13 protein-coding genes are annotated in these 16,049 nt (G+C 68.0%); 3 read left to right on the top strand and 10 right to left on the bottom strand.

Annotation, left to right across the window (positions count from 1 at the left end):
• Positions 1–11: 11 nt before the first annotated feature.
• From LQF10_RS13525 to LQF10_RS13480, 10 genes are all read right to left on the bottom strand, one after another.
• A complete protein-coding gene (locus LQF10_RS13525) occupies positions 12–2,267 on the bottom strand; it encodes a glycoside hydrolase family 31 protein (protein ID WP_231064357.1) in 2,256 nt (751 codons plus the stop codon).
• Positions 2,264–3,367 carry a glycoside hydrolase family 15 protein gene (locus tag LQF10_RS13520; RefSeq protein WP_231064356.1) on the bottom strand — a complete coding sequence of 368 codons (1,104 nt, stop codon included), beginning with the start codon at positions 3,365–3,367 and terminating at the stop codon, positions 2,264–2,266. Before LQF10_RS13520 ends, LQF10_RS13525 begins: the two co-directional genes overlap by 4 nt.
• 139 nt (positions 3,368–3,506) lie before the next feature.
• Positions 3,507–4,778 carry an ABC transporter substrate-binding protein gene (locus tag LQF10_RS13515; RefSeq protein ID WP_231064355.1) on the bottom strand — a complete coding sequence of 424 codons (1,272 nt, stop codon included), beginning with the start codon at positions 4,776–4,778 and terminating at the stop codon, positions 3,507–3,509.
• Positions 4,779–4,822: 44 nt separating this feature from the next.
• Positions 4,823–5,638 carry a carbohydrate ABC transporter permease gene (locus LQF10_RS13510; RefSeq protein ID WP_231064354.1) on the bottom strand — a complete coding sequence of 272 codons (816 nt, stop codon included), beginning with the start codon at positions 5,636–5,638 and terminating at the stop codon, positions 4,823–4,825.
• On the bottom strand, positions 5,631–6,572 hold the full coding sequence (locus LQF10_RS13505) for a carbohydrate ABC transporter permease (protein ID WP_231064353.1): 942 nt from the start codon (positions 6,570–6,572) through the stop codon (positions 5,631–5,633). Before LQF10_RS13505 ends, LQF10_RS13510 begins: the two co-directional genes overlap by 8 nt.
• Complete coding sequence (locus LQF10_RS13500; protein ID WP_231064352.1) at positions 6,569–7,813, bottom strand: ROK family transcriptional regulator; 1,245 nt, start codon at positions 7,811–7,813, stop codon at positions 6,569–6,571. The genes LQF10_RS13505 and LQF10_RS13500 overlap by 4 nt, the downstream gene beginning before the upstream one ends.
• A gap of 393 nt (positions 7,814–8,206) precedes the next feature.
• Positions 8,207–9,433: an ABC transporter permease gene (locus tag LQF10_RS13495; protein WP_231064351.1), complete on the bottom strand. Its 1,227-nt coding sequence runs from the start codon at positions 9,431–9,433 to the stop codon at positions 8,207–8,209.
• A complete protein-coding gene (locus tag LQF10_RS13490; RefSeq protein ID WP_231064350.1) occupies positions 9,430–10,119 on the bottom strand; it encodes an ABC transporter ATP-binding protein in 690 nt (229 codons plus the stop codon). The genes LQF10_RS13495 and LQF10_RS13490 overlap by 4 nt, the downstream gene beginning before the upstream one ends.
• Entirely contained in the window at positions 10,116–11,267 is a 1,152-nt protein-coding gene (locus LQF10_RS13485) for an efflux RND transporter periplasmic adaptor subunit (protein ID WP_231064349.1), read from the bottom strand. The genes LQF10_RS13490 and LQF10_RS13485 overlap by 4 nt, the downstream gene beginning before the upstream one ends.
• Positions 11,264–11,755: a hypothetical protein gene (locus tag LQF10_RS13480; protein WP_231064348.1), complete on the bottom strand. Its 492-nt coding sequence runs from the start codon at positions 11,753–11,755 to the stop codon at positions 11,264–11,266. The genes LQF10_RS13485 and LQF10_RS13480 overlap by 4 nt, the downstream gene beginning before the upstream one ends.
• A gap of 158 nt (positions 11,756–11,913) precedes the next feature.
• Here LQF10_RS13480 and LQF10_RS13475 point away from each other — a divergent pair, with 158 nt between their 5' ends.
• The 3 genes from LQF10_RS13475 to LQF10_RS13465 all read left to right on the top strand — a co-directional run bounded on the left by LQF10_RS13475 (position 11,914) and on the right by LQF10_RS13465 (position 15,999).
• A complete protein-coding gene (locus LQF10_RS13475) occupies positions 11,914–12,579 on the top strand; it encodes a response regulator transcription factor (protein WP_231067344.1) in 666 nt (221 codons plus the stop codon).
• Entirely contained in the window at positions 12,576–13,775 is a 1,200-nt protein-coding gene (locus LQF10_RS13470) for a sensor histidine kinase (RefSeq protein ID WP_231064347.1), read from the top strand. The genes LQF10_RS13475 and LQF10_RS13470 overlap by 4 nt, the downstream gene beginning before the upstream one ends.
• Positions 13,776–13,881: 106 nt before the next feature.
• On the top strand, positions 13,882–15,999 hold the full coding sequence (locus LQF10_RS13465; RefSeq protein WP_231064346.1) for a heavy metal translocating P-type ATPase: 2,118 nt from the start codon (positions 13,882–13,884) through the stop codon (positions 15,997–15,999).
• The last annotated feature ends 50 nt before the right edge of the window (positions 16,000–16,049 follow it).

Here is a 16,049-nt window from a genome sequence, read left to right as displayed (position 1 = left end):
TAGCCGAACCTTCAGCCCTCGAACACCCTCCGTAGCCCCTCCCACGCGGTCTCCCGCACGAACACCGGCACCCGGTCGCGCCGGGTGACGTCGGCATCCACCGTCGCTTCGCCGTCGTGGGCCTGCCCGGACCATACGTCCACCCACGCGCCCTCGGGCAGGTACACCGGCCAGGACTGCGTGCCCGGCTCCAGCACCGGGGCCACCAGCAGGTCGTCCCCGAGCAGCCACTGCACTGGGTGCTCCCACACGTTCCGGTCGCCCGGGTGGTCGAAGTACAGCGGTCGCATCAGCGGCCGAGACGTCGCCACCGTCTGCCGCGCTGAGGCAGCCAGGTAAGGCACCAGCCGCTCCCGCAGCTCCACCAGTGCCCGCACCTCGGAGATCACACGGGAGTCCCCGGTGCGTTCGGCGATGTTCCAGGGGGTGCGGTCCACCGAGGGCCTGCGGTGGTGGTTGAACTCGGAGTGGTACTGCATGATCGGCACGAACACGCTCGCTGCCATCGCCCGCACGTACAGCTCCGGTTCCGGGATCGGCCCGGAGAACCCGGCGATGTCCCAGCCCCAGTAGACGATCCCGCACGCCGCGGCGCTGAGCCCGGCCAGCATCGACCACCGGAACGCCTCCCAGGTGGAGTTCTCGTCCCCAGCCCAGAACGCGCCATGGGCCTGCGAGCCGGTGAATCCGGCCCGGCTGAACGTCACCGGCGCCTTCCCGCACGATTCGAGCAGCCGTCCATAGGCGGCCGCGTACCCGGTCGCGAAGGTGTTGTTGCCCTCGTCCCCGTGGCGCCCGTCCAGGTACACCAAGTCCGACCCCCAGGCATGCTCCCCGCCGTCGGTCTTGAACCCGTCGATGCCCACCTCCTCCACCAGGTACCGGCGTTTGGCCGTCCACCACTGCGCGGCGCGCTCGTCCGTGAGATCCGGCATCAGCCCGAGCGGGAACCACCAGCCCCGGTTGCGATAGGGCCGCAGGGTTCCATCCGGTGCTTCCTCGCGAACCAGCACCCCCTCCTCGATCGCCGCCCGCGCGTCCGCCTTCGCCTGAGCGGCCGGGTGCGGGCGCATCTTGATCAGCGGGATCTGCCACAGGTGCACCCGCACGTCATGGGCGTGCAGGGCGTCGATCATGCCCTTCGGGTCCGGCCAGGCGCCGTTCGCCGGGAAGGTGAAGTCCGCCAGCCGCATCGGCGCACCGTCCTCGCGCACCGCGTACTCGGCATCCCGGAAGGCGGTGAACGTCTGCTCGTCGCTCCATGCCTCGATCACCACGTTGCCCACCGGGATCCGGTGCTCGCGATGCAACGCCAGTTGCCGCTCCACCTCGGCCTGAGTGTTCCACTCGTTGCCGCTGGCCCACAGCCTGAACACCCAGTCCGGCAGTTCCGTCGGGCGTCCCACCTCGGTCAGGAAGGCATCCAGGACGGCGGCCGGCTCGCCCGCGTAGGTCGCCACACCCAGCAACGGCGTGGTCCCCGACGGCGCATCCACCTCCGCAGTGATGGTGAGCCGGTCCGGGCTCGCCTCACCGATGTCGAACCACACCCGGCGTGAGGTCTGCACATGAAAACCCCAGCCCGCACCGCCTACGACGTGCGCGAACGGCATCGGCAGGTAGGTGCGCCGGTGCGCGCCCTGGCTCTTGTACTGCTCGAACACCACCGAATCGAGGGAGGTGCCACGGTGGTCGAGGGCGTCGTAGCGCTCCCCGAACCCGGTCACGTGCTCGCCGGGTGCGAGCGGCAGGGCGAAGCGCACCTGGTGCACCCGTTCGCCGTCGTCGAGCACCTGGATACCGGGGAGGATCCCGACGGCGGCCCCCGCCAGGTCCAGCACGTCGCCCGCGGTGTCGCGCCAGGTGGCTGACCGGCACGTGTAGTGCCGGGTCCGCTGGGTGCCGTCAGTGCCGCCGTCGGTGCCGCTTCCGGTGTGCCCGACGAAGCGGTAGCGCAGTGTGCGTCCGGCGGCCGGCGCAGTGATCTCGGTCTGCCACCCGCCCGCCTGGCGGGCCTGACGTGCCTGCGCGGAAGCGAGGTGGCCGCCGTCGGTGGACTGCCCACGAGAGGACCGGGCCACCGGTGCCAGCGCCACCGTGGTGACCGGCCCGTCGTCGATCTGGTACTCCAGGTCCACGGTGGTGACTTCGGCGGAGGTACGCACGCCGAGGCGCAGTGGCTCTCCAGCCACCGGCTGGACGGGTGAGCGTTGTTCGGTGTCGTGAGCGTAGGGGTGCCCGGAGCCGAGTGGCCGGTGGCGGATCATGCGTTCTCCTCCTTCAGCTCCGCCGCCAGGCGAAGCACCATCGCGTGGGACCACAGCAGTGGCGTCGCCACCGGCCCCCAGCGGTCGATCCATTCGCTGCGGTAGTGCGGTGCGAGCAGGTGCCCGTCCACCTGCTCGGGGAGTAGGCCATCCGTTGTCGCGGTTCGGGCTGCCCAGTCGAGCAGTTCTCCGGCGCGGGCGGAGTTTCCGGTCCGGGCGTGCGCGAGGCCCAGGAAGCAGGACAGCAGCGGCCACCGGCCGCCACCGTAGAAGGTGTCGGCGCGGAAGCGGTAGACGCCGCCGTCGGTGCACAGTTGCTCCTCGATTGCCGTGATCGTGGCCGCAGCGAGCTCGGACGCTGGCTCGATCACTCCGAGCGGTCCGACCAGTGCAGCCAGGCTGGCGTCCACGGCATCGGTGCCGAGCCACTTGGTCACGTGCCCGTGGGCGACCCCACGGCTGGTGATCACGTCCATTGCCGCCTCCGCGCCCGCATGGGCCGCGTCGGCTCGTGTGCCGGTCACCAGGCCGGATCCGGCGGCCGCGCGCAGGCCCGCCACGATGCACCCCAGGGTGGAGACGTGCACCTGCTCGGCGTGCTCCTCCCACCAGTCATAGCAGGGCCGCTGCCAGGAGCTGAGCAGGTAGTCGACCGTGAGCTCGCCCGCAGTTCGCCACCGCGAGATGTCCACACCGTGCCGCGCGGCGTGCTCGGCGGCGGCCCACAGCCAGGTGCCGTACCCGTCGAGCTGGAAGTCCCACCACTCGTCCGCCCCGGGGCCACCGGCCATCGTGAACCGTGTTGGCAGCATCTGCTCCTGTGGCACCGGCTCACCGGCCGCGGCGGCCGCGACCACCCGCTCGATCGGGGTGCGATGACTCTCGACCACCCCGGCGCACCAGTCCAGGAATGCCGAGGGTGAGGTCACCTCCCCGGCGGAAGAGACGCCGTCGGCGATGAACGCACCATCCCGGAACCAGCAGTACCCGCGGTAGGCGGAGAACGTGGGGCTGGCCGGGTAGGCGCCGCCTGGATCCTGCAGGGAGGTGATGAGCTCGCGGGAGGTCTCCAACAGCGGAGCGAGGGCAGTGGTGGTCATGATTCTCTCCACTGGGAGTCCACCGAGTGCCCTCGATTTCGGCTATATCTCAGCAGGTGAGCGAAATCGGGGGGCACTCGGCGTGGGGTGGGTGGTGGGGTGAGGGGGGTCGCGGGGACGTGGGTCCCGGAGTGGCCGGTCAACCGAGCAGGGCGTTCACCCGTTCCTCGGCCGAGGCGAGCGCCTCCTCGACGCTCTTGCGCCCGGCCGCGGCCTCGGTGAGCTCTTCGGTGACGATGTCCTGCATCTCGGCCTGCCCGTCACCGATGGAGGGGGCCAGTGCCACCTGCTCGAGGGAGTCGAACACGGCCTGCCGGTTCGCCGGGTTGTCCTGCTGGAGGTAGGTGTCCAGCTGGGCCTGGTCGGCGATCGGGGGCAGCTCCCACCCCGACTCCAGGCGCACGTCCACAGTGGTGGGTGAACTGGTGAGGAACTGGGCGAACTCCGCGGCAGCGGCCTGATTCTCGGAGGAGGCCGAGACGCCTACGGCGTTGGAGAACAGGGCACTCGCCTGCTGGGCGTCACCTGGCTCGACGGCGATGTCCCAGGCGAAGTCGGCCTCGGCGAGGGCGCCGAACATCCAGATGCCCGTGTGCCACATGGCCAACTCGCCGCCCGTGAACAGACCGCTGTCGAAGTCGGGTGTGCCGGCGCCCTGTTCGGCGGTGGGCATCGTGGTGCCGGACTTGTTCACGAGCCACTCGGCCGCCGTGATTCCTTCGGGGGAGTTGAAGGCGACCGCGGTGCCGTCCTCAGTCAAGAACTGCCCACCGGCCTGCGCGACGGTCTTGTAGTACTCGTGGTAGCTGATCGGCTGGTAGTCGCCCCAGACTCCGGCATCGGCGTCGGTGAGCTCCTCGGCGGCCGCTCTTTCGTCCTCCCACGTCCAGTCCGCGGTGGGGTACTCCAGGCCGGCGGCGTCGAACAGGTCCTTGTTGTAGAACAGCACCACGTTCGAGAACGAGCTCGGCAGGGCGTACTGCGTGCCGTCGGTGGCGTAGGCCTCGGCGAGGGAGGTCTGATAGACACTGGTATCGGCGCCGTCCAGCGGAGCGAGCACACCACTGGACTGATACGAGGCGTAGTTCGCGAACTCGATATCGAACACGTCGGCCACGGTGCCGCCGGCCAGGTCGGTCTGCAGCGCCGTGAAGTAGTCCGCGTAGGGGAGTGTGGTCACCTCCACGGTGATGTTCTCGTGCTCGGCCTCGAAGGCGTCCACGATGGTCTGCAGATTCTCCTCGTTTCCACCGGCGGAGATGAAGTTCGTGTAGCTGATGGTGACCGGGCCGTCGTCGGTGGCGGCGGGTTCGGTGGCCGGGTCGTCCGTGCTGCCCGAGACGCAGGCGGTCAGGGTCAGGCCGAGCGCGGCAGCGATGCCGGTGGCGGCCGTCCAGCGGGTGCGATTCATGAGGATCTCCTTTGATTCTTCAGGTCGAGCAAGGGGGTAGGGGGTCACTTCAGTCCGGTGCCCGCGACGCCTTGAATGACGTACTTCTGGGCGAACAGGTAGAGGGCGAGCATGGGGAGCACGCTGACCACGGAGCCGGCCATCATCACGTCCCACTGGGTGGTGTACTGCCCCTGCAGGCCGGCCAGGGCCAGCGGAAGGGTCTGCAGGTGCTCCGAGCGCAGGATGATCAGCGGCCACAGGAAGCCGTTCCAGCTGCTCATGAACGCGAAGACCGCCAGACTTGCCAGGGCGGGTCCCACGAGGGGGAGGAGGAGACGGGCGAAGATGCGGACGTGCCCGGCGCCGTCGATCGTGGCGGCCTCGTCCAGCTCACGGGGCACCGAGTTCATCGCCTGGCGCAGCAAGAACACCCCGAACGCACTGGCCACCCCGGGCAGCAGCACACCGAGATAGGTATCCACCAGGCCAAGGCTGCGCATCTGCACGAACAACGGCACGATCAGCACCTGGATCGGGATCATCATCGTGGCCAGGTACAGCCCGAAGACCACGCCCCGCCCCGGGAAGGCCAACCTGCTGAAGGCGTAGCCAGCCAGGGAGCTCGTCACCAGCTGAAGGGCCGTCGTCGTGATGGCCAGGCCGAGGGAATTGGCGATCACGCGAGCGAACGGTGTGTTCGCGAACAGCTCGCGGTAGGCCGCCAGGGTCGGATCGTCCGGGATGAGCTGCGGCGTGGCGTCCAGTCCGGCACCGGACGAGAGCGAGGTACTGACCGTCCACGCGAACGGGAAGAACATCACCAGTGCGCCCAGGGCCACCACGGCGGTCAGCAGGATACGGCGGATGCGCTCAGGCATAGGTCACCCACCTGCGCTGTCCGATCAGCTGGACCACCGTCACCGCGAGCACCACCGCGAACAACAGCCAGGACAGTGCCGAGGCCTCTCCGGCCGAGCTGTACCGGAAGGTGAGGTCATAGATCTGCTGCACCACCACGGTGCTTGAGCCGGCCGGCCCGCCCCCGGTCATCGCGTACACCTGGTCGAACACCTGGAATCCGTTGATCAGGGAGATCACCACCACGAAGAAGGTGGACGGGGAGAGTAGGGGCAGGGTGATGGCCAGCAGCCGGCGGAACTTCCCAGCGCCGTCGATCATCGCCGCTTCCTGCACATCCGTGGGAATCGCCTGCAGGCCGGCGAGCAGGATGATCATCACGAATCCGAGGTCCTTCCACGCCGAGGCGAGGATGATCGCGGGCATCGACCAATACGGGTCCGTCCACCAGCCCGGTCCGTCGATACCGAGCCCGCCGAGCACGGCGTTCACCACCCCGACGGACGGGTTGAGTAGCCATCGCCACACCAGCGCCACCACGATCCAGCTGGTCACCACGGGTAGGAAGTAGATCCCGCGCAGCAGGTTCCGGGCCGGGATGAGGCTGTTCAGCGCGAGCGCCAAGGTGAGCCCGCCGAGGTACACCAGGGGTAGATAGCCGACGACGTAGTACAGCGTGTTCGCAAACACCCGCCGGGTGGCGTCGTCAGTGAGCAGCGTGGCGTAGTTCTCCAGCCCGACCCACTCCATCACCCCGAGCAGATTCCACGAGTGCAGGCTGGTCCAGAGGGCTCCGGCCATCGGGTAGATGGTGAACATCAGCAGTGGCAGCGCGCTGGGCAGCAGGAACGCCAGCACCGTGAGGGTGTAGCGCAGCCGGCTGCGGCCTCGCGATCGCGTGGGCGGTGTACTCGAGGTCCTCCGGGGGAGGGCGACGGCGGTCGGTGCGGTCATTGAGGTACCCCGGTCTCACCGGCAGCCGGGCGGGCAGCGGCAGGGGCCTCGCCGATGGCGAGGCGCTCGCGGACGAGGCGGCCCTGTTCTCCGGAGCGGCCCTGGGCATCGAATGGGGTGCTCAGTACAAGGGCCGCAGCGCCCTGGGCCCAGCGATCGTCCTGCCAGGTCTCCACGGTGATCGGGATGTGCCGGGTGTGCGGGATGAGCGCGGCGCGGAAGGCGGGCTCGAACCCGGCCGACCAGTGCCGCCAGGCGGTCACGCCTTCACCGAGAACGATGACCGCTTCCGGATCCAGCACGTTCACCAGGCCGGCCAGGGTGCGGCCGAGGTGCGTGCCGGCGGTCCGGAAGATCGCTTCTGCGCCTGGGTCGCCGGAATCGGCGCGGATGCGCAGGGCGTCGACGTCGGAATCCTCAGGGAGGACGCCTGCGGCGGTGGCCTCGGCGAGCAGCGCGCGCTCGCTGATCAGGGTCTCCAGGCATCCCGTCCCGCCACACACACAGGGCGGACCATCCGGGACGACAGGCACATGGCCCAATTCGCCGGCGCCTCCGCGCCACCCGCGAAACACAGTGCCGTCGCTGATGATCCCGGCGCCGATCCCGGTGCCGATGGTGACTACGAGGGCGTGCGCGAGTCCGCGGCCGCTGCCGTAGAGCGCCTCGGCCATGGCGAGGGCGTTCACGTTGTTCTCCACGAGGACCGGAAGGTCCACGGCACGCCGGAGCGTCTCGCCCACGGGCACGCGCACCCACCCGAGTTGCGTGGAGTCGACTGTTCCGGCGTCCTGCTCGTCCACTGTGCCCGGGACCCCGACGCCGATGCCGAGGAACGGCCCCGATGTGCCCTCGGAAAGAAACTCGACGGTGATGGCGGTCAGTTCGCTCAACGCGGCCCCCGCAGCCGCGTCGAACTCCCGGGTGGCGGAGCGCTGGACGGAGCCGTCGATACCGACCTCCACCAAGGTGATGTGGTCGGCCACCACCTTGATGCCGATCGCGCGACCACTCTCGGTGACCAGGCCAAGGAGGCGTGCCGGCCGGCCGCCCTGGGAGGGGGAGTGGTCCAGCTCGGTGAGGAGCCCGTCCGCGATGAGCCGCTTCGTCGCGCCCGTGATCAGCGCCGGGGAGACGCTGAGAGCGCGCGCGAGCTCAGCGCGAGAGGTGGGTCCGTGGGCTCCGATGTGGGCGAGAATCGCTGACCGGGTCACGTCCATGCGGGCGGCCGTGCGAGCCAATGTTAACTCCTTTGTTAAGAACTGAAGTAAGACTAGGGCGGGCCACGACAGGCGTCAAGCAGCAGAAGGTGGCAGCCCTCAGTTGCCTGCGATATCGCGTCACTGGCGTAGCTGCGGGATGCCGTCGGGCTCGGTGCAGGGCTGCTCACCGGGCGGATCCCGTCGTGGAACACCGCGGTTGCGAGGCGGTAGCTCACGTGAGTCACCTGGAATAAGAGTCGCCAACGCAGAACGCGGATAGCCGAACGATGGGCCACCGACACGGTGCGTGTGGCGCATCGACGATGCCGTGTTGCGATGGCCGTGCCGCACCAGGCGTCGCCAAAGCCGCTCGCGACAGAACGCGTCGAGCCCGCGATGGTTGTGCGACCTGGTCGCGGGCTCGACGCAATCTTAGGAGTTGAGGGCGGCGGTGGGCGGGGTGCGGGCTGCTCGGATGGCGGGGTAGATACCCGCGATCGCTCCGATGATGACGGTCGCGCCGACCGCGACCGCGATGGCCACGGGCGGCAGAGCGAACGGCCAGTCGTTGATGAGCCCCATGACCCCGGTAGCCACGGCACCCAGGACGCTCCCGAAGACACCACCGAGGGTGGAGAGCAGGAGTGCCTCGGCCAGAAACTGGGCCACGATGTGCTGGCGGGTCGCCCCCAGGGCACGACGCAGTCCGATCTCGCGACGTCGTTCCAACACCGAGATGATCATCGTATTCGCCACTCCGATCCCTCCCACGAGCAGTGCGATCGATCCCAACCCGAGGAGCAGCCCGGTGAAGGCATCGTTCGCGGCACTTTGGGCGGCGAGCGCGTCCGATGGTCGAGAGACATCGACCTCGCCTGGTGCTTGCGGGGAAATGGTGGCAGCGATGAGTGAGCGCACTGCTGCGACGGCATCGTCTGCCGAGCGTTCGTAGATGGTGGTCGGCGAGCCCTCGTAGGCGAACCTGTTCTCGGCAATGCCTGCACCGATGAGGGCTGCGGTGTCGAGTTCGGGAGCGAGTGCGGACGGCTCGAGAATGCCGATGACGGTGAAGTACTGACCGCCGAGCCAGACCTGTGTGCCGAGGGACACCACCCCGAGACGCGACGCGGTGGTTGCTCCCAGCACGACGCTCGGGAGTTCAGCGGTTGCTGGGTTCAACCACGTGCCGGAGCTCATCTCGGTCGAGGTCACGTCCAACAGGTCGTCATCAGCAACCAACGTGGTGATTCCGCCGGTTGCGGCCGGGTCGGCCAGTGGGCTGCGGTACACGTTCACTGGGAGTGCGGCGGTGCTGCTGGCGGACTCCACACCGTCGATACGGGAGACCTTGCCCAGCGCGTCGGAAGGCAGGTCTGTCTGCTGACCGGTGAAGCTCGTTCCTGCGCTTGCGGTGAGCAGGTTGGTGCCAAGCCTTGAGAGCTGGTCGTTGAGGCGGGCCTGACTGGATGAGGAGATTCCAACGACGGCGATCATCGCCGCGATGCCGATGGCGATACCCAAGGCCGACAGCACCGCACGGGTCGGGCGTGCACGCAATCCCGTCGTTCCCAGACGCAGAACATCCCGGCCTAGCAGACGAGAACGGCTGGAGGGACGGCTCTGCGCGGTCTGGACCTCTGGTGTGCTCAGGGTGGTCATGCACTCACCACCTGCGCCGAATCGCTCACGATGAGCCCATCCCTGATCGCGATCCTCCGGGGGAGCCGAGCGGCGAGTTCATTGTCGTGGGTGATGACCACGACGGTGGTGCCCTGGGAGTTGAGCTCGTGCAGCAGCTCGACGATCGAGGCGCCAGCGCTGCTGTCGAGGTTGCCAGTGGGTTCGTCAGCGAGAAGGAGCCGTGGGTTGCCGACGACGGCGCGCGCGATCGCGACGCGCTGGCGCTCGCCGCCGGAGAGCTGGTGCGGGAAATGGTGCACTCGGTGGCTCAGTCCGACTCGTTCCAGAGCGATCTGAGCCTGACGGCGACGCTCGCCCAGCGCTGCTCCGGTGTAGAGCAGCCCGTCGGCGACGTTGTAGAGCGCGGTGACGCCTTCAGCGAGGTGGAACTGCTGGAACACAAAGCCGATCCGATGGGCGCGCAACGCCGACAGGGACCGGTCGTCGAGGTCATCGACGTTCAGGCCATCGATGTGGGCGCTGCCCGCCGTGGGACGGTCCAGCGTCCCGATGAGATTGAGCAGTGTGGACTTGCCCGATCCACTCGGGCCGACAATTGCCACGAACTCTCCGGGACGGATCTGCAGCGATACCCCTGCGCAAGCGAGAACGGGAGGGTCGCCGTACGCGCGCTGGACATTGTCGAGGGCGATGACGGGATTCATCGGGACGGCACCACCACTTCTGTGCCCTCTGACACGTCATCGCCGGAGATCTCCACGCGCCCGCCGGCGAACAGGCCGGTCTCGACCGGCACCTGACGAGTCGAACCGTCCGAATCGACGACCTCCACACCGAACTGGTCAGGGGTGAGCGCAAGCAAGGCACCGACCGGGACCGAGAGGACGTCTTCGCGGGACTGGCTCGGGATGTCGACAGTCACCGATGCCTCCTGGAACGCCGACGCAGCATCCGCATTATCCAGAGCGACCACCACCGGGATCACAGTGGTGGACTCCCCCGTGGCGCTTTCGGTCTCGGTCGGAGTGCCAACCGAGATGATCGTCCCGGACGTCTGCTCACCACCAGGCAGCCGCACCACGACCGCCGTGTCCAGGACCGCGAGCTGCTGGTCGGACAGGCCCAGGTCCACGTCCACGATCTGGGTGGTGCCAGAGACCTGGAACAGTTCGGTCTCTGCAGCGACATGGTCGCCGACGTTCGCGGTCGCCGTACCGATGCGCAGGTCGCCGTCCGCAAAGACGACGGACCCGAACGGCAGCTCTCCGGTGCGGTCGAGCCCGTGGGACTCCTGCCAGTCCATGATCGCTTCCGTCGTCGCCCATCGGAACTGCTCGTCGGGCTCTCCGGTGAAGAACCCGAGCTCGCTCAGCGCCTCCTCCAGCTGCTGCACGTCCGATCCGTCGTCCATCCCGCTGGCGAACCCCCGCCACGCCGGCCTCTCACCGCCCAGCAGGAACACCGGTACATCGTCGATCGAGTACAAGCTCTCCCCGGCAGACGCGGTGGTACCCGGGCTGGGCAGTCCGGTCACCGTTCCCGCTACCCCCGCCTGGATCGTGCGGGAAGCCTCGTATCGCAGGGTTCCGACCGCACTGGTGCTCTCCTCCAGATCCCCTCGCACCACGTGCCCCGTGGCGAACTGCTGCCGTGGGGCCTCCTGCCCGGAATCCGCGAGCGCGCCGGTCGAGACAGCCCACGCTCCCGCCCCGGCCCCTCCGAGAAGAACAACTGCGGCGAGGGTGCCGAAGAGGACCCGGTGCCGTGAACGCTTCCGAGGTGGGAGGACATCGGGGGAATCGGATGGTGAGACTTCGGCCTCGGGCACGTTCTCGTGCTGGACTTCGGTCACGGAGCTTCTCCCATGGCCTCTTCCGCCTCCGTTGCGCACTCGTTGAGCAGCTCCTGTCCGGCGTCCATCGGAACAGTCAGCCCCTCCTCGGGCGCCGGATCGGAGACATCGAGGCCGTTCTCACGCAGACACGCGGCCATCGCCAGGTCGAACTCACGCTGTCCCTGCCCCGGCTGAGCAGCCCCATCGCCCCCAGGCGGCGTGCCAAGTTCGTCCGCACAGACTTCAGCTGCCTCCATGAACCCGTCTCCTGTCCCGGCCCCGATCTCCGCGCCGTTCTCCCCGGGGTCGGGCATGTCGATGCCCTGATCGCGCATGCACTCAGCGAACGCGAGCTGATACTCCTCCGCGGTAGCGAACGAGGACTGCTCCGAGCCTTCCTCAGCCGTATCCGGGGCATCGTTACTGCATCCAGCCAGGCTTGCACCCGTCAGGACCAATGCCACCAGCATGGTGGCGACGGTGGCGGTTCGGCGTGGTTGTCTCATCAGCACTCCTTGAGTCCGTGGCCGCGGTTTCTCCGACGGCGCCCGATCAGTTGATCAAGAGGGGCGTTCTCAGAGCGTTCAGGAATTTCTTTATGCCGTCGCAACGCCTCCTGTGGTTCGCTGTCATACGGTCGGCAACAGGGAAGAGAGGGCGCGTGATGCGGGTTTTGATCGCGGAGGACGACCCCTACCTCGCCGACGCCATCCGCATCGGACTGCGGCGTGAGACGATCGCCGCCGACGTGGTGCACGACGGAGCCGCCGCCCTGGACGCGGTTGTCGATGAGACCTACGAGGTCGTGGTGCTCGACCGTGACCTGCCCGGAGTCCACGGCGATGAGGTCTGCGCCCGACTTGCCCGCGAGCATCCGCACGTTCGCGTCCTGATGCTCACCGCCGCACGCACACTGGACGAGCGAGTCACCGGCTTCGAACTGGGCGCCGACGACTACCTGCCCAAACCGTTCGAATTCCCCGAACTCGTCGCACGGCTGCGTGCGCTGGAACGGCGCAGCCAACGGGCCAGCCCTCCGGTTCTCGACGCGCTTGGGGTTCGTCTCGACCCGTTCCGCCGGGAGGTCTACCGCAATGGTCGACTGGTCCGCCTGAGCCCGAAGGAGTTCGCCGTCTTGCACACCCTGATGAAGGCCGAAGGCGGCGTGCTCGGGGCGCAATCCCTTCTGGAGCAAGCGTGGGATGCCAACGCGGACCCGTTCAGCAACACGGTCCGAGTCACCGTCTCCAACCTCCGCAAACGCCTGGGCGAGCCGTGGGCAATCCAGACCGTATCCGGCGTCGGGTACCGATTCGGCACCACAGAATGACAACCTCGCAAGAAACGGGACGCAGTCCCCGCCAGCGGGTGCTCACTATCCGAACACGTCTGTGCCTCAGCTACGCGGGTCTGGTTGCCACATGCGGCGCCGTTCTCATCGCGCTCGTCTACCTCTATATGCGGTATGTACCCAGCTACAACCTGCAAGTGCGGCGCGTACCCACCACCGAACTCGATCAGCCCACCCCCGGCCCCGCGAGTGACCTCGGCCGGATCCAACCAGCCCACCCACTTGAGATCCGGACAGTCGACGATGTCCTCAGCAACCTGCTGGTCGCTTCGCTGATCGCACTCGGCGTCCTCATCATCCTAGGTGGCATCCTCGGGTGGCTGATGGCCGGACGGATCATCAGGCCACTCACCGCGATCAACGCCGCGGCCAACCGCGCAGCCTCCGGTGAACTCGACCACCGCTTGAGCATGGCTGGCCCGCAGGACGAGATCAGGGACTTGTCCGCGACCTTCGATCGCATGCTCGCTTCGCTCGAGCGATCCTTCGCCACTCAACAACGATTCGCTGCCAACGCCTCGCACGAATTGCGTAGCCCGCTCACCACGGTCAAGACGATGATCGACGTCACGCTGGCCGACCCCGCTGCCGACTCGGGTGAACTCCGCTCGCTGGCCGAGCGCATCCGCGATGTCAACCAATCGAACATCGACACCATTGAGGCCCTCCTCGACCTCGCCAGCGCGAGCAACGCGTCGCTCACTCCCGAGCGGGTGAATGTAAGCGCACTTATCGAGGAGGTCGCGAGAGAACTCGCCAACGAGATCAAAGAGAAGGACCTCACCCTGACGATGCAGACCGCCCACGCCTGGACGCGCGGGAGCCCCATCCTGCTCCGCCAAGCCCTTTCCAATCTGCTCCGCAACGCCGGTCGGCACAACCACCGCGGTGGACAGATCACTGTACGTACTGCGACGCGTCCGGAGTCGTTGCGTGTCACGGTCGCCAACACGGGCGCCACTATCCCGCAGGAGATGGTCGACCAACTGACCGAACCCTTCGCCCGCGCACACGGACGCTCGCTCACGCGAGGCGCCGGCCACGGACTTGGTCTAGCCATCGTCACCGCAATTGCCAGCGTCCACGACGGAACGCTCACACTCGAACCCAACCCCGGCGGCGGCCTGATCGCGCATCTCGACCTTCCGACCCCATCACGCGCGCCCGTTGATTGAATCCTCAGAGTTAGTGCTTCCCGCGCAAGCCACCCGGTGACTCAGGAAATCACTCATCTCCAGCATGGCACGGAATACCCCTAGGGGGTATGATGTTGGCTCGCGTATGACGAACGATGGAGCGCAGCAGATGACCGAGGACCGCACCGCTGACCACGAGCACGGATCTGCCGAACGTCACCAGCACGAAGGTCACGCTGGCCACGAAGGCCATTCGGGACATGAGAGTCACAGCGGACACTCAGGGCATGGCGGCCACGGCGATCACGCGGCCCAGTTCCGCCGCCTGTTCTGGATCATGCTCGTGCTCGCCGTCCCCACGGTCGCGCTGAGCCCGATGTTCGGCGACCTGCTTGGCTACGCCCCGCCGTCGGGCACAGCATGGATCCCTGCGGTGCTGGGCACGGTGATCTATGTCTGGGGTGGCCGCCCGTTCCTGACCGGAGCTGTCTCGGAGATCCGGGCCAAGTCGCCTGGCATGATGCTGCTGATCGGGATGGCGATCACCGTCGCCTTCGTCTCCTCCGCCGGGGCCACTCTCGGGCTGATTTCCCACGAGTTGGACTTCTGGTGGGAACTGGCGCTGCTCGTGGTCATCATGTTGCTCGGTCACTGGATCGAAATGCGATCCCTTGCCCGGACCTCGTCGGCTTTGGACTCCTTGGCAGAGTTGCTGCCTGACGAGGCCGAACGGGTGGGAGCCGATGGGAGCACCGAGACGGTCCCGCCGTCCGAGCTGGAGTTGGGCGACGTGGTCATCGTCCGTCCCGGCGGCCGCGTCCCGGCCGACGGTGAGGTGTCCGAGGGGCGGGCGCACATGGACGAGTCGATGATCACCGGTGAGTCCGTCCCCGTGGCGCGCGGGGTCGGGGACACCGTGGTGGCCGGCACTGTCGCCACCGATTCCGGCCTGCGGGTGCGCATCGCAGCGGTGGGGGAGCAGACGGCGTTGGCCGGCATCCAGCGGATGGTCTCCGAGGCGCAAGCCTCGTCCACGAAGGTGCAGCGCCTCGCCGACCGTGCCGCGGGATGGCTGTTCTGGTTCGCCCTCGGAGCTGCACTCCTGACGGCGATCGCGTGGTTGGCCCTCGGCAGTCCTTCCGATGCGCTTGTCCGTGTGATCACCGTGCTCGTGATCGCCTGCCCGCACGCCCTGGGCCTGGCGATCCCCCTGGTGGTCTCCATCTCGACCGAGCGCGCCGCTCGTGCGGGCATCCTCGTCAAGGACCGGCTGGCGCTGGAGCGCACCCGGTCCGTGGACGCCGTCCTTTTCGACAAGACCGGAACCCTGACCAAGGGGGAGCCCGGCGTGGTGGACCTGGCAACCGTTGCCGGCACCGACAGGGGTTCCGCTTCTGCCGCCGACGACATGCTTGGCCTCGCTGCCGCCGCAGAGTCCGACAGTGAGCACCCGCTCGCTCGAGCCATCGTGTCCGCGGCCCGTGATCGTGGCCTGGACGTCCCGGGCGCCGAGGAGTTCTCCTCCGCACCCGCACTCGGGGTGCAGGCGAAGGTGGCGGGCCGGACGATTCGCGTCGGCGGCCCGGCCCTCCTGGAGGATGCGGGCCAGCAGCCGCTCCCGGAGAGCGCCGAGTGGGCTGAGGGCGGGCGCACGGTGTTGCACGTCCTCGCCGACGGGGAGGTGATCGGGGCGCTCGCCCTGGCAGACGAGATCCGACCGGAGTCACAGGAGGCGATCCGCCAGCTCCATGATCGGGGGATCGCGGTGGTCATGATCACTGGTGACGCCGAACCTGTGGCGCAGTCCGTGGCCTCCGAACTCGGTATCGACCAGGTGTTCGCCGAAGTGCGTCCCGAGGACAAGAGCGCCAAGGTGCGCCAGCTGCAGGAGGAGGGACACGTCGTCGCGATGGTGGGCGATGGCGTGAACGATGCCCCGGCCCTGGCACAGGCTGATGTCGGGATTGCGATCGGTGCGGGAACCGATGTGGCGGCTGCCTCGGCCGGGCTGATCCTCGCCGGCGACGACCCGCGCTCTGTGCTGTCGATCGTGCGGCTCTCGGCCACCGGCTACCGGCTCATGGTCCAGAACCTGTGGTGGGCGTCCGGCTATAACCTGATCGCCGTGCCACTGGCTGCCGGGGTGCTGGCGCCGATCGGCTTCGTGATGCCGATGGCGGTGGGCGCGCTGCTCATGTCCGCATCCACCGTGGTGGTGGCACTCAACGCTCTGCGGCTGCGGCGGATCGATCTCACGCCCTGACCGAGAGCACCGTCATGCGTCGAGCGAGGCAATCATCTGCCTGACTCGAC

Origin of the sequence: Ruania halotolerans (genome assembly GCF_021049285.1) — a bacterium.
GTDB classification, from domain to species: Bacteria; Actinomycetota; Actinomycetes; order Actinomycetales; family Beutenbergiaceae; genus Ruania; species Ruania halotolerans.
Note: the sequence above shows the minus strand (reverse complement) of the source record. Positions and strands in the feature narration are given on the sequence as shown.

Coding starts and splice junctions, on each gene's coding strand:
- LQF10_RS13490 (WP_231064350.1), bottom strand. CDS start 10,119: ATGAATCCCGTCATCGCCCTCGACAATGTCCAGCGCGCGTACGGCGAC.
- LQF10_RS13465 (WP_231064346.1), top strand. CDS start 13,882: ATGACGAACGATGGAGCGCAGCAGATGACCGAGGACCGCACCGCTGAC.
- LQF10_RS13505 (WP_231064353.1), bottom strand. CDS start 6,572: ATGACCGCACCGACCGCCGTCGCCCTCCCCCGGAGGACCTCGAGTACA.
- LQF10_RS13475 (WP_231067344.1), top strand. CDS start 11,914: ATGCGGGTTTTGATCGCGGAGGACGACCCCTACCTCGCCGACGCCATC.
- LQF10_RS13480 (WP_231064348.1), bottom strand. CDS start 11,755: ATGAGACAACCACGCCGAACCGCCACCGTCGCCACCATGCTGGTGGCA.
- LQF10_RS13510 (WP_231064354.1), bottom strand. CDS start 5,638: ATGCCTGAGCGCATCCGCCGTATCCTGCTGACCGCCGTGGTGGCCCTG.
- LQF10_RS13525 (WP_231064357.1), bottom strand. CDS start 2,267: ATGATCCGCCACCGGCCACTCGGCTCCGGGCACCCCTACGCTCACGAC.
- LQF10_RS13495 (WP_231064351.1), bottom strand. CDS start 9,433: ATGACCACCCTGAGCACACCAGAGGTCCAGACCGCGCAGAGCCGTCCC.
- LQF10_RS13520 (WP_231064356.1), bottom strand. CDS start 3,367: ATGACCACCACTGCCCTCGCTCCGCTGTTGGAGACCTCCCGCGAGCTC.
- LQF10_RS13515 (WP_231064355.1), bottom strand. CDS start 4,778: ATGAATCGCACCCGCTGGACGGCCGCCACCGGCATCGCTGCCGCGCTC.
- LQF10_RS13470 (WP_231064347.1), top strand. CDS start 12,576: ATGACAACCTCGCAAGAAACGGGACGCAGTCCCCGCCAGCGGGTGCTC.